This is a genomic window from Rhodopirellula sp. J20-39 (assembly GCF_057365095.1).
The window spans coordinates 6966613-6980350 of the sequence record NZ_CP195123.1; the positions used below are offsets into that span (position 1 = coordinate 6966613).

The window sequence follows — 13738 nt, forward strand, 5'->3', positions numbered from 1 at the left end:
CCTGTCCTGCTCTGCAAATCACTGCACCGAATTGGCCTGGCCGCACTGTTTTTCGCCATACAGCAAGTCCGTACTGCGTTGACTCGCTTCTAGGCAGACACGCCGCTCGATTTCGGAAAGATTGTTATCGAGAAAAACTGTAACGTCTTCTCTGGGATCCCGCTTAGCAGTTTGTCAGGCGAGAAAAGTGAACTCCTTTATTCAACTCGCCGCCTTCGACTTCAAAAACTTCTTGCTAACGGAACCCAATCATGAAGACTCAACTGAAAACCTGGACTCTCTCGATCGCTGCCCTGTCCGTGATCGTCGGCCCTGCCCTTAGCGCAAACGCTTGCGGCGGAAGCGGTGGACGCCGAGGTGGATTCGGACTCAGCAGCGGCGGCTTTGGATCATCGTCTTACTCATCCTACCGACCCGCTCCTGTTTATCGATCATCGGCTTCCTACCAACCCGCTCCGACTCACTACAACAATCCCGTTCAGTACAACAGCCCTGCCCCGCAGTACAGCACCCAGCCCAGCTTCCAGAACGCCCCTAACCAGTTCGCTGCCCCTCAAAACCAGTTCACGCCGTCGCAAGCGGTAGCTAGAACCGCTCGCTCAACTCAACAATCGTTCGCGACACCCAACCAACAACAATTCCAAACGCAAACGCGAGCTTCTCAACAAACAGCGTCGCCCCAACAAACAGCGTCGCCCCAACAAGCTGCGTCACCCCAGCGAACGGTCAATACCCGGCAAACCGCTCCCATCCAACAACCAACTCAGCCTCAACAACCTACTCAGCCTCAACAAGCTGCAACTGCACCGACACAGCAAAACACGTCGGCCAACTCCTCGCCGGAAGCTTCTGCTTTGGCCATGCTTGCCTCCATCAACCAACCCGCCTCCACAACGTCAACCGCCACCCCTGCTGCGTCGATTCCGGAATTTGGACGTGTCGCTAGCAGCCAAGCCGCCCCGGTTCAGGCTGCCCATGTTGGTAAGTGGTCCGTCTCGCTACCCGGCGACCAATCCGTTTCGCTCGAACTGAACCAAGACGGCACGTTTGCTTGGACCGCCACCAAGGGCGGATCGACCAGCCGCTTCCTTGGCCAATATGAAATCGGCTCCGAGCGTTTGACTTTAAGCCGTGCCAGCGACTCCAGCAAAATGGAAGGCACCTGGACCCCCAACCAATCTGGTGGGTTCACCTTCCGAGTCGGCGGCGGTACCACCGGCGGACTGAACTTCTCCAAGTCGTAGTCTGCACCAAGTCATAGACTGCAAAATGTCGCGGTCTTTCCAGTACGGCCCCTGCCCCCCCAGCGTCATGAGGGGCGGCGGCTCAGATCAACCGCCCTGCCCTGCCCCGGCGTCTGGGACAATACCAGCCGGGGCCCAAGAATCGCTCGAAGTGGCTATGCTATTCGCGTTGACAGCCAAATACCCTGCCCTGCCTCGACTTGGTCAGCCACGCGATTGGATAAGCAAATGATTGACTCCAGCGACAAACTGGATCAGATAAAAAAGGAGATCTCACGTTTCGTCGTGGGACAGCAAGACCTGATCGACCGCCTGTTGCTTGCAATGCTATGCAATGGCCATGTGCTGCTCGAGGGCGTCCCCGGCGTCGCCAAGACCTTAACGGTCAACTGCATGGCCAAAGCAATTGATGCCCAATTCAGTCGGATTCAGTTCACGCCCGACCTGCTGCCAGGCGACCTGACGGGCACCCTTGTTTATGACCCGCGAAGCCACACCTTCACGCCCGAAAAAGGCCCTGTGTTCGCCAACCTACTTTTGGCCGACGAGATCAACCGAGCACCGGCCAAAGTCCAATCTGCCTTGCTCGAAGCGATGCAGGAAAAGCAAGTCACGCTCGGTAAAGAAACCTACGACTTACCGTCACCATTCCTTGTCCTCGCCACCCAAAACCCCATCGAGCAAGAGGGAACGTATTCGCTTCCCGAAGCACAAGTCGACCGGTTCATGTTCAAGCTGAAGGTTGGCTACCCAAGCATGGACGAGGAATTGGTCATCATGCAGCGGATGGCTAAAACCACTTCGGCCGTCGACATCCAATCGGTGTTGTCGCTTGATGAATTGATTCAAATGCGAAGTGCTCTCGACAACACATTCTTGGACGAGAAAGTCGAACGATACATCATCCGCTTAGTCGACTGCACACGTCACCCATCCAAGTATGGTCTCGATATCGACCGGTACCTGCGGTTCGGTGCTTCACCCCGAGCGTCGATTTACCTTTCGCTGGCCGCACGAGGCAACGCGATGATGAGCGGCCGCGACTACACGACTCCTCAAGATGTCAAAGACATCGCTCACGATGTGCTTCGTCATCGGTTGGCGATTTCCTATCGCGCCGAAGCCGAATCGCTAACCTCCGACGATCTACTCGACCAAATGTTGTCGACCGTTCCTGCAATCGATGACGTACCCGCGGTGGAAGCATGACGGAGTTGCTGGAAGCGGATAATCGACTTTCGCTACTAGAACTGAAATGCCGCCAACCCGTCGAGCATTTGTTGGCTGGTGAATACCACTCGGTCTTTCGTGGTCAAGGAATCGAGTTCGAAGACGTTCGCCGTTATCAACCTGGCGACGACGTGCGGTCGATGGACTGGAAGGTGACCGCTCGGACGGGCGAACCCCACATCAAACGATACGTTGAACAGCGGGAACAGTTTTTGTACTTGTTGGTGGACATGTCAGCATCGGTTCGCGATGCCGTCGCCGGACGCAAACGTGAATTGGTCACCGAACTTTGTGCACTGCTGACCATGATTGCGGTCCGCAACAATGATCGCGTCAGTCTGATCCTATTCACCGACCGCGTTGAAATGGTGATCCCACCGGGCAGTGGCCGGCGCCATGCGTTGCGGATCATGGACACCCTGTTGAACTTCCAACCTGAAGGCCGAACCACCGCTTTTTCCGATGTACTCAGCCGCTTCGGCCACATGGCCCGCAAACATTCTGTCGTGTTCGTGCTATCGGACTTTCTAGCTTCGGATTATCTCGAGGAACTACGAGCACTCGCATGTCGCCATGATGTTAGCGCGATCAATGTCCTCGAACCCTCCATCGCATCAGCGCCCATCGACGAGATCGTGCGTATGGAAGACACCGAAACTGGTGAACAACGATTTGTCGACCTACGTTCCTCAACGAACAACAAGCAAACCCAACTTAAACAAGAACACCATGTCGATCTTCAAGAGCAGATGCTGCAATGCGGCATTAGCTTAATGGAGATCGCCGTTAACGAAGATTGTGTAACAGCGTTGTCTGGATTCTTTCATTCACGTCAACGTCGCGTTGCCGATGAAACGGGAGGCTAAACGGTGCTTCGTTTCATCTTCACCGCATTCATCATCATTTCCCTTGGCAATGGATTCCGTAATCACGCTCTTGCCGAAAGTGCGTTGGAACTGGCCAAGGCGGGGATCACCGCCCGGTTCGATCCTGAACAAGCTCGACCTGGTGACATCGTTACACTGCAGGTGCAGATGCAGCGTGACAGTTGGGGCCAGTTCGAATTGCAGATCCCCAAGCACCCGAACTTGCATAGCATCGCGATTGAAAAAATCCCGCTGAGCCTATCCGAAGGACGATACCAGCAACGCATCAGTTGGCTATTCCAACCGATCTCTTCCGGAGAAATCAGATTGCAAGATGCCAGCGTGACGTTATCGAGCCAAGATGGAACGCAAACGATTGGACTGCCGACACTGCTTTTGCAAGTGCAACCCTTTGCCAACCAAGAATTGACCGACACTCCCCTACCCTTGCCGCCCAACGACGAAACTTACGGTATCCATTTCGGTACGGCATGGATCGTTGGACTCGCAGCAATCATTGGGGTGGGCGTCTTCGTCGCTTTTTTGCGGAGCCTGCGAATCCCGCCAACGCCAGCGAACAATACCGATCAGTCCGGGATCGATCGCACGCAGCTAATCACTGCAAAGCTCATCGCTGGAAATGCCAGCCGCGAAGAACTCGTCGAGTTGCTGAACGATCCGAACTTTGTTGCCTCCCCGCATTTGCGTTTGGCAATGGAAGAGGCTGCCTACTCGCAAGGTTTCCAATCGTCCGAGTTGGCTGTGTTGGCCGCTAAGGAGCTTTCCTCATGAGCTTCGCTTATCCATGGCTACTGCTCGCACTGCCGCTGCCATTTCTATGGAGATTCTTGCAACGTCAGAATCAATCCGGCGTGTCGGTTCCTTCACTTGAGTTGTGGGAACACACTGGTATCGGACGTGCTCGATATCTGTGGATTCCTCGAGCGTGCCGACTTGCGGCGTTCACGCTGCTGATCATCGCCCTGGCCCGCCCTCAGGCTGGATCCACGCACACGAAGCAAGTGTCCGAGGGGATTGCGATTGAATTATTGGTCGACGTTTCCAGCAGCATGAGCATGAATATGCAATTGCCCGATCAAGCGCAAACCACTCGCATCGAAGTCGCAAAGGAATTGGTCGAAAAATTCATCGCAGGTGATGATAAAAACTTAAAAGGACGTGATGGAGATCTATTAGGTCTGATCACGTTCGCTCGTTACGCCGACACACGTAGCCCGTTAACCTTTGGTCACGATGCTTTGCTGCAACTCGTCCGATCGCTGGACATTCAGGAACGTCCCAACGAAGACGGAACGGCCTATGGCGATGCTTTAGCCGTCGCAGCAGCGAGGCTCGAACAGCTTGACGATCCCGAAGTGCGTGCACGTCGTTCGCTGGAAGGTGAAGTGGCCAGCCGGGTGATCATTTTGTTAACCGACGGCGAGAACAACTCCGGCCAACACATGCCCATCGAAGCAGCGGGATTGGCTCGCGAGTGGGGCTGCCGAATCTATTGCATCAGCCTAGGCGAACATCCACCGGGCGCCAGTCCTTCGGCGATGCCTGAACTTTCCGAAGCCGAACGCGTGCTCGAGCATATCAGCATCGAAACCGGCGGCGTCTTTCGCACCGCTTATGACTACGACTCTCTTTTGGCCGTTTACGCGGAAGTCGACGAATTGGAACAATCACGAATCGTCTCGCGCAGCTACACCCGCGTCACGGAGTGGTTTGGGCTGCCATTGGCTATTGCGATCTGTTTTCTTTTGCCGGCCTTGGTTCTGGATGCCACGTGGTTACGGACGGTCCCATGACACCAATGATCTTTCAATCGCCGTGGATGTTATGCCTATTAGTACTGTTGATACCAACGGCATGGCTATTACGTCACGCTAGAAAACGTCGAAACACTGTGCACGCTCAAATGGGTGGCACGCCTCGCTCGTCAACACAAGACTGGTTGCGGCTTATTGCCTGCACTTTATTGATCTTCGCGTTAGCTCGACCAGGAATCCAGCCGCACCGCGAGTCGATTTCAAAGACAGGTCGCGATGTCATATTCGTATTGGACGTGTCGCAAAGCATGTTGGCCGAAGACGCCTATCCGTCGCGTCTCGAGGCGGCCAAGAATGGCATCCGCGACGCTCTGGACCGGTTCCGTACCGAGCGTGTGGCGTTAGTCATCTATGCCGGCAGCGCCAACATCCTTTGTCCGCTGACCCACGATTACGACTTCGCCCTCTATATGCTTGACCAAGCGAGTCCGCGAGCGGTCGACTTCGGCGGCACCACGCTTTTGTCCGCGATGGAAAAGTGCGTCGACAATCTGCTGATTGAAGATCGGACTGGCATGCAATACATCATCGTCTTGACCGACGGTGAAGAGCACGGCGAGCATAACAACAAGATCGCCGAGCAATTACTGGAACACCAAGTGGGACTGTTACTGATTGGCCTAGGAGACCCGCTTTCGGGTTCGCGAATCCCAATTATTGACGACGAAGGTGCAACAACCTATCTGAAACACGAAGACCAATTCGTCACCACTCGACTGAACGATCAAGGCTTACTCGAACTGTCACGATTGACGGCGAGGTCCGAAGCCGGTTCGAAGTATGTCGCTGCGGGGACCTCAGCATTCAACCTGCCCGATCTGTACTATCAAATCGCCAGCGACAAACCTGTCGCCAGTACCGCAGCGGCGGAAACCTACGTCGTCTACACCGAGATCGCCTTTGTGTTCATCGCCGTCGCTTTGGCGTTATTGTTGATCGCGGAGCGAACGCCTCGCTCCCGATCCAGCGTTCCCCCCACTGCCCTGCCCCGCACTGCCCTCTCCCCCACTGCCCGACCCAACGTAAAGACTTCCACCGCATCCGTTATGTTGCTCGTTGGTCTTGCTGGGTTTGCAAGTGGTCCCGGATTGGTGTCGGCGGATGATTCTGCTTCGGCCATCCAGCCCACCGAGACCAGTCCGTTTTCGAAGGCATTGCAACTTCAGAAAAGTGGCCAGCCCGAAGAAGCCATCGAGGCTTATAACACTTTCGAATCGGACAGCGGCAAAACAGCTGTCTCATCACCCCAATTAGCCACCCTTCGTTACAACCAAGGGCTGTGCTATCTGGCAATGGCCAACGCAGCGGCAGAAGCGGAGCCACGATCGGCAATGTCGCTCGCCATGACCGCCCAACGCTATTTCCTAGAGGCCTGTCAGACTTCCCCCGGTTTCCAACAAGCGGCACAAAATCTCGACCCGACAGCCCGATTGATCCAGGAGTACTCCGAGCGGATCGAAAAGGAAGAAGAGGAAAACGAAAAACAGCAACAACAAATGCAGGACTTGGTCGAACGGCTGCAAGAACTTGAAAAAGCACAAACGGGACTGCGTGACTCGGTGCCGGCACCACCGCGGTTAACCGCCGCTCAAAGGCGAATGGGTAAGAGCATCTCGCCTTCCGAAGCTCCTGACAACGCCGACACGGAATCGAGACGTTTCGCACAACAACAGGATCAACTTCAACAAGAAGGCGAAGCGATCTTGGCCGAAATGAAGATGATCGACCTCGCCATCTCGCCCCCCGCAACCGACGACAACACCACGCCGGTCAGCATGCTACAAGAACCCATTCGTTTAATGAACGAGGTCGTCGCCGCGCAAACAATCGCAGCCACTCGTTTGAAACAATGGAACACTTGGCATGACGGTCGGGAACAACAACAGGTGGCGATCCTCAAGATCCAAGAGATCCTGGAACTCCTCGCCAGCGACTCTGATCAAGAGGGTGACGAAGGCGACTGGGACGATGAAGAAGATTACGACAGCATGATGGAGGCGAGCGAGTCCGATCAAGCCATGATGTCTTCCATGCAAGGACAAGGTGACTTCGCCAGCGGTTCCAGCATGCAATCTTTGCCCGTCCCGAATTACTCGGTAGAGGACATCTTGATGGAAGAAGAAGGCAGCCTGCAGTTTCGACAACAGCAACGTGCCAAGAGCAACGAAGGCAAAGTGGAGAAAAATTGGTGATGCGTTCATTCCCACTTCACCTCCGTGTGATCACTATCGCCCTGACGATCGCGTGTGGACCTTTCTCATTCGCCCGATCGCGAACTGCTGACGATGCCGCATCCGAAGCGACTACAACGACGATCACGCCGCAATCCGCTAATGAATCGGTGGATGATAGCGACGCGGACAAGGACTCCGAATCCACAGTCGACCTGGAAGTCGTTGAGGTTCCTGTCGAATTTAAAGAACAGTCCTGGTTCACTGATGTTGTGGCCACAGCGATTGTGGAAGTTCCCGAATCCGTCATTGAGCCGGACCAGCTACCACCGACCGACGACGTCTCATTCATCGACATCCACTTTCAACCGTCCCCGAATGCGAAATCGAACGGACAACAAGCAATCATCCGTTTCCTGCCACGTCGACCGGGTTTAGCCGTCTTACCGTCTTTCGATTTTGCATCGACAACCCGCGTGTATCGCTCACCTGCAACCCAATTTCTGGTTAGCGTTCCTCAACCGACCGAGGACATGCAATTTGAACTGAAACCGTCGAAGAACTCCCTGTATGTGGGTGAGCCATTACGGGTCGACGTTACCTGGTCCAGCAATCAGCCTTCAAACCGTTTTCGGGCGTTGCAGTGCTTCCCATCATTCTTCAATGATGAAAATATCGAAGTGGTCATTCCACGTTGCACGGCCGATCGTGAACAACAAATGGGCCTTCCTTTCGGTGGTCGCCGCATCGTTGCCCGCCGCACGCCACCAGCCGACAATCCTTCTCTGTTCGGCACCGTTTCGTTCCCGATCTTCCTACGGTTCAAAACTGCTGGTCGAATCGAAATTTCGAAGACGCGGCTGGAGTGTGCTTGGCTGAAAGGACGCGCCGCACCGTTCGCACCCTACGCCGCCTATTACAACAACGGCCTCTTTGAACCGCTATCCGCGTTGATCTCCTATGAACGCGTTTACGTCGAAACTGAACCGATCACCCTCGAGGTTTCCCCACTTCCAGTCGAGGGTCGATCTGAGCTTTTCAGCAACCTGTTCACGCCCTGTGAAATTGACGTCGCGACATCAACCGATGAAATCAACGTCGGTCAAGTTCTCGAAGTGGACATTCGTGTTCACAACCAGGCACCGCATGGCATGTTGGACTTGCAACCATTAACACTGCAACGAAGCCTCCGTGGCCGATTCCAAGTATCGGAAGAGTTTGGGCGCACTTGGTTCCCTGACGGCACCGGTTTTCGAGCCCGAGTGAGACCACTGACCACCCGGATCGAAGCATTTCCTTCACTACAGATTTCCGTCTTCGACACCAAGCTGGAAAGTTTTCGGATGCTGTCGACCCAAGCGGTTCCGTTGCAAGTAAACCCGCAAGATGGAAAAGATTTTTTTGACGTGCGAACCATTGCCTTTGATCCAACTTTGACCGACAACACCACCGGGATTTGGCACAACGCACAACCTACTTCTTTGAGCCGATGGATGAATCACGCAATAGGACTATTGGCGGAATACATGGTCGCATGGTTGTTGCTTGGAACCGCCGCGTTTGCGCTCTTGGTGCCCTGGGTCCGAGAACAACGCCGGCGTGCCATCAACCCAAACTATCGTCGTCAAGCATTGGCATACCAAGAACTGCGTCGCCAGCCGGACGGCACCTTGGAAAAATGGCAAGCTTTTCAAAAGCTACTATCCAGTGGTTTTTCCATGCCAGCGGAGGCTTGGACAGCTGGCGATGCCAAGCAGCGATTACAGGCGTTGGGTCTGCCCGATCACGACATCGAAACGATCTCAAAGCTGCATGCCCAGTCCGATGAATCGAACTTTTCTGCAGGCAAACCGCCCGCTTCGATTCCCGACTTAAACGATATTGCCCATCGCCTTTTCCTGACTTTCCGGCAAGCGACTGCGGTGATCCTGTGCGTTTGGCTCACAACCGGTGGCACCGCCGTCGCCGGCCACTGGGAAGACGCGGAATCACTTTTTCAGCAAGCCATCGATTCGCCAGCCGGCCACCCCGAAACGGAAGCTTTGTATCTGCAAGCCGCACTAAAATTCGAGAACGCGGCTGCCGCACCGGATCGTCGCGGAGTCGCTTGGTACAACGCCGGAAACGCTTGGTTCCAAACCGGTGAACTCGGTCTGGCGATCGCCTGCTACCGCCAAGCGGAAATTTATTTGCCATTCGACGACCAGGTCGCCAACAACCTAAATGCCGCCCGCGCTCTCACCGTCGACGTGGTGGAAAAGAAATCGGGATTGCAAATCCAAGCCTGGCCCGTTCGCTGGATCAGTGCCGTCCTGGTACCGGTTTGGTTTGTTTTTCTGGCCGTTGTGTTGCTACATCTTCGCTATCGAACGAGGACAACAGTCGTCGCCAGTCTGACCACACTGGCCATCGTGATCACCATCGCAAGCATCGGAATCTATGCTCGCAGTGGTTCCGGCAGTGAGGGCGTGATCGTGGTAAGTGAAATCTATGGTCGAAAAGGTCCGGCGTATTCCTACGCAAATGCCTTCAACGAACCACTCCACGACGGTTTGGAATTCCACCGGATCAACGAACGAAACAACTGGCTGGAAATTCAATTACCCGACGGTCGAGAATGCTGGATCCCAAAAGATCAAGCGAGATTGATTCAGAACACAAGGATCTAATTCTTAGTCGACGCGTGATACGAAGGAAACGAACTAGTACCGCGTAATCGTCTCGTGCAGGTTCAAAATCACTCGGCAAACTTGGGACCATGCGGCGAGTTTAGCCGGTTCGGATGAAGAACTTGGCGTGTTGCCGACGCGGATGAACTTGGCGACATCACCAGGGTGTTCACCGAAGTACTCGATCTGACGATCCAGCAACGCTCGCAACGATTCAGCCTCCTCTGGTTTCGCACTGCGTGATAAAGCCCGCACGAACGCGGCGTCCAAGATTGTTTCGAACTCAGCACCCTCGTTCTCCTCCAGCAACGTTTTAGCCATCGCGTGCGAGGCTTCCACGAACGTCGGATCGTTGAGCAACGTCAACGCTTGTTGTGGACTATTCGAAGGCGATCGGTCCGCCGTGCACTCGTCTCGTGACGGAGCGTCGAAGTTGACCAACATCGGGTGTAAGAACGTTCTTTGCCAATGCATGTACACGCCCCGCCGATACTGACGGGCATCGCTAGATGCTCCGTATCCACGACTGGGGAATTGCAGGTTCGAGTAATGCCCGCCAGGCTGGTAAGGGAACACGCTCGGTCCGCCGATATATTCCTGATTCAAGATTCCCGCGATCGCCAACGCGTTGTCGCGAATCGCTTCCGCCTCCAGACGACGCGGTGATGCCTGTGCCAGCAAGCGATTGTACGGATCCACTTCAACCAGTTCGCTACGTCCGGTAACGGCTTGGCGATACGTGCGACTGGTCACCATCATTCGCGCGATGTGCTTGATGTCCCAACCACTAATCACGAATTCACTAGCCAACCGGTCCAGTAACAATGGATGACTTGGCCATTCACCTTGGCTCCCCAAGTCATCTAACTTGCTCGACAAGCCCGTACCGAAAAATTGCTTCCAGGTTCGGTTTACGAAGTGCCGCGGTACAAGCGGGTTTTCTGCCGAAGTGAGCCACTTAGCCAAATCGGTCCGGTTCAATCGGCGTCCGCTCTCAACGTCTCCCGCTGGCAAGAAATGGGGGAATGCTGGCGGTGCCAATTCCCCAGTCTCATCCTGCCAGTTGCCTCGGGGCAGAACACGGCTGACCAGAATTTTGTCTTCGGGAATCGATTGAGCCACCAATGTGACCGCCATCGCAGAATGACAATCCAGAAGCTTGTCGCGATATCGCTTTGCTTCAGTTCGTTGAGCACCAACGGGCCGAGTCGAAAGATGATACGAACTGACCAAAGTCGCGAGGTCACGATCATTACGCTCGGAAGTGTTCTTTTGCAACGATTGCGTTAGGTCATCTGAAGCAGCATCCCAACCGGCAATTGCATTCCCAATGGGTGAGAAGGACAACCGAACACGACCGACATCCTCGCTCTTCAGCCGAACCACCAACTGTTGGTTCGGTTCCAATTGGATTGGGCGATCAAAATGGTAGACGGCGGTATGCACAAGCTGGTTTTCGGTCGCCGGTAATTGCCATCGCGCCGGACCACTACGCCAAACTTCTCCTAACGTGCGAGGCGGATGCCCATTGCTGAATCGTGCTGGGTTTTCTCGGTCAGCTTCGCCCCAAGCGATCTTCAGACTCGTCTCTGGTTCAACCAAGACCTCATCAACGATTGCGACACTAACCGACGGTTTCGGAGTCGCCGGGGTTTCCTGTTGCAGCCGATTGCGATCTTCGTCAAGCAAGACCAATCGAAATCCCTTCAAGCGATCGCCGTAGTTTTCGTCGGTACGATTCCAAATCACAATCGATTCGACAGACTGTTCGCTACCAAGATCCACCTCCCACCAAGGGTTGTAGCCACTAATACTGGTATGCGTTACCGATTCCGATCGGCGATACATTCCATCAGTGTTCCCGTCGATCGCCAGCGACGCCTCACCGGACGAGTAGTTTGATGACTGGGTTGCGGTCCCCTGCAAAGCCAAATTGATAGGATTGCCTTGCTCGTCTTTCTGCTTTGAAAACACCTGCACTTCGGCAAGCGATAAAATCTGCTTCCCACTTAATTCAATCCGAACGAAACGAGGGCGATTGACACGCAGTTCCGGCCCCTTGCCTGTCGCCTCTGTCAAATGAGCTGAAAGGCTCAGCGCGAATCGTCCGTCTTCGCCCCGCCCAATGTTTCCGCCGTTGCGATCGTCGGGCAGCACCTCCACTCGGACTGAATTGATTGTGGTCGGCGTTTGCGGGCGAGCGGTGATCGAAATGGTCTCGTCTTTTGCCGGCTTGCCTGTCAGCAAAACACTGCCGTCATCGAGAAGCTCGTGCGATGTGTCCGCCGAAGTGGTGTGCTGTGTCACTTCCGCCGGAACCCATCCATCAGGATGTTTCGCGAGCGTTGACCTCAGTGTTGCCTGCCAGTTCTGAAACGCTTCTGAATCCAAATTGGACCGGCCCAGCGAAGCCAACAAAGCGTCATCACGTTGCCGGATCAGCGACTCCATCTCCTTCCGCAACGAAGCGGACTCAACACGCATCTCCGGAGGAAATGGGTAGTCATTATTGAAACCTCGAAGGTCTTTATTGGGAGAGTAGCCGTAGTCGGAATAGACGCCCCACTGTTGAAGGTCATCGAAGAATGCCCCCATCGAATAGAAATCTTTGGCGCTAAACGGATCGTATTTGTGATTGTGGCATTCACAACAAGCGAGCGTGGAGCCCAACCATGCGGTTCCCATCATCCGCACGCGGTCCGCTTTGTACTTAGCCAAATATTCGCCCGGCTGAGCACCGCCTTCCCGCGTGATCATGTTCAGTCGTAGCAACCCGGTTGCGACCAAATCCTCCGTCGTCGGATTCGGCTTAAGATCGCCCGCAAGTTGTTGCATCGTGAACTCGTCAAACGGCTTGTTCTCATTGAACGCGTTAATGACATAGTCGCGGTAGGCGAAGATCCGCATATTTTGGTCACCGTGGAAGCCGACCGTATCGGCGAACCGCACGATATCGAGCCACGAACTGGCCATTCGCTCGCCAAAATGCGGCGACGCCAACAAGCGGTCGACTTGGCGTTGATAGGCTCCGTCCGAAGAATCCGACAAGAATGCCTGCAGCTCATCTGGTGTTGGCGGCACACCGGTCAGGTCCAGACTCAACCGACGTAGCAACGTCGCTTTGTCAGCGAGCGGCGAAGGCTCGATCGATGCGGTCTCCAGACGCGACAGAATGAACGCATCAATGTCATTTTCAACCTCGGCGGCGTATCGCTGCAACACAGGAAGAGCCGGTCTTGTCAGAGGCGAATACGCCCAATGTTGCTCGTATTCCGCACCCTGTTCGATCCATCTAACGAACAATGCCTTTTCGTAATCTGACAATTGATGCCGAAAGTGCTCCGGTGGCATTTGCTCGCCGTCGCTAGTTCCCATGATCCGGTGATAGACCTCTGACGCATCTAAATCACCCGGTACGATCCCGCGTACTTCGTCATCAGAATCCAGTGGACCGGTAGCCGATTCAAACGAGTCAAGCCGGAACGCACTTTCGTTGTCTTCTTCATCAGGCCCATGACACGCAAAGCACGTGTTCGACATGATTGGCCGAATGTGTGCGTTGAACGTTACTTTTGCTGGCAATGTTTCCCGAAGCGATCTGGTAACCAGTTGCTGTTCAGATGGATCGTCAGCGAACGTCGCAACACTCCCGACGAGCAACCAGACGAACGCGAAAAGCAATAAGGTGCGGTACATATGATGAAAGAATAAGTGAGAGCAATT

Annotated in this window: 8 protein-coding genes; 7 read left to right on the plus strand and 1 reads right to left on the minus strand. The window is 54.6% G+C overall.

Features of this window, described 5'->3' with window-relative positions; genetic code table 11:
• The first annotated feature begins 251 nt into the window (after positions 1 to 251).
• The 7 genes from ACR3ZL_RS25460 to ACR3ZL_RS25490 all read left to right on the plus strand — a co-directional run bounded on the left by ACR3ZL_RS25460 (position 252) and on the right by ACR3ZL_RS25490 (position 10015).
• Entirely contained in the window at positions 252 to 1244 is a 993-nt protein-coding gene (locus ACR3ZL_RS25460) for a hypothetical protein (RefSeq protein WP_473650295.1), read from the plus strand.
• Between the two features lie 228 nt (positions 1245 to 1472).
• Complete coding sequence (locus tag ACR3ZL_RS25465; RefSeq protein ID WP_473650294.1) at positions 1473 to 2453, plus strand: AAA family ATPase; 981 nt, start codon at positions 1473 to 1475, stop codon at positions 2451 to 2453.
• Positions 2450 to 3340 carry a DUF58 domain-containing protein gene (locus ACR3ZL_RS25470; protein ID WP_486173066.1) on the plus strand — a complete coding sequence of 297 codons (891 nt, stop codon included), beginning with the start codon at positions 2450 to 2452 and terminating at the stop codon, positions 3338 to 3340. Before ACR3ZL_RS25465 ends, ACR3ZL_RS25470 begins: the two co-directional genes overlap by 4 nt.
• 3 nt (positions 3341 to 3343) lie before the next feature.
• The gene (locus ACR3ZL_RS25475; protein WP_473650291.1) at positions 3344 to 4132 is read left to right on the plus strand and encodes a hypothetical protein; all 789 of its coding nucleotides are present in this window, start codon (positions 3344 to 3346) and stop codon (positions 4130 to 4132) included.
• A complete protein-coding gene (locus ACR3ZL_RS25480) occupies positions 4129 to 5154 on the plus strand; it encodes a vWA domain-containing protein (protein WP_473650290.1) in 1026 nt (341 codons plus the stop codon). The genes ACR3ZL_RS25475 and ACR3ZL_RS25480 overlap by 4 nt, the downstream gene beginning before the upstream one ends.
• A 98-nt stretch (positions 5155 to 5252) precedes the next feature.
• Positions 5253 to 7367, plus strand: coding sequence for a vWA domain-containing protein (locus ACR3ZL_RS25485; protein ID WP_486173067.1), 2115 nt, complete (start codon positions 5253 to 5255; stop codon positions 7365 to 7367).
• Entirely contained in the window at positions 7367 to 10015 is a 2649-nt protein-coding gene (locus ACR3ZL_RS25490) for a tetratricopeptide repeat protein (RefSeq protein ID WP_473653454.1), read from the plus strand. The genes ACR3ZL_RS25485 and ACR3ZL_RS25490 overlap by 1 nt, the downstream gene beginning before the upstream one ends.
• 33 nt (positions 10016 to 10048) lie before the next feature.
• On the opposite strand, the gene ACR3ZL_RS25495 is transcribed toward ACR3ZL_RS25490, so the two are convergent.
• Complete coding sequence (locus tag ACR3ZL_RS25495) at positions 10049 to 13711, minus strand: DUF1553 domain-containing protein (RefSeq protein ID WP_486173068.1); 3663 nt, start codon at positions 13709 to 13711, stop codon at positions 10049 to 10051.
• Between the last annotated feature and the right edge of the window lie 27 nt (positions 13712 to 13738).

Bases quoted from the DNA above. Each gene is read 5' to 3' on its own strand.
- ACR3ZL_RS25460 (WP_473650295.1), top strand. From the start codon at position 252: ATGAAGACTCAACTGAAAACCTGGACTCTCTCGATCGCTGCCCTGTCC.
- ACR3ZL_RS25465 (WP_473650294.1), top strand. From the start codon at position 1,473: ATGATTGACTCCAGCGACAAACTGGATCAGATAAAAAAGGAGATCTCA.
- ACR3ZL_RS25470 (WP_486173066.1), top strand. From the start codon at position 2,450: ATGACGGAGTTGCTGGAAGCGGATAATCGACTTTCGCTACTAGAACTG.
- ACR3ZL_RS25480 (WP_473650290.1), top strand. From the start codon at position 4,129: ATGAGCTTCGCTTATCCATGGCTACTGCTCGCACTGCCGCTGCCATTT.
- ACR3ZL_RS25490 (WP_473653454.1), top strand. From the start codon at position 7,367: ATGCGTTCATTCCCACTTCACCTCCGTGTGATCACTATCGCCCTGACG.
- ACR3ZL_RS25495 (WP_486173068.1), bottom strand. From the start codon at position 13,711: ATGTACCGCACCTTATTGCTTTTCGCGTTCGTCTGGTTGCTCGTCGGG.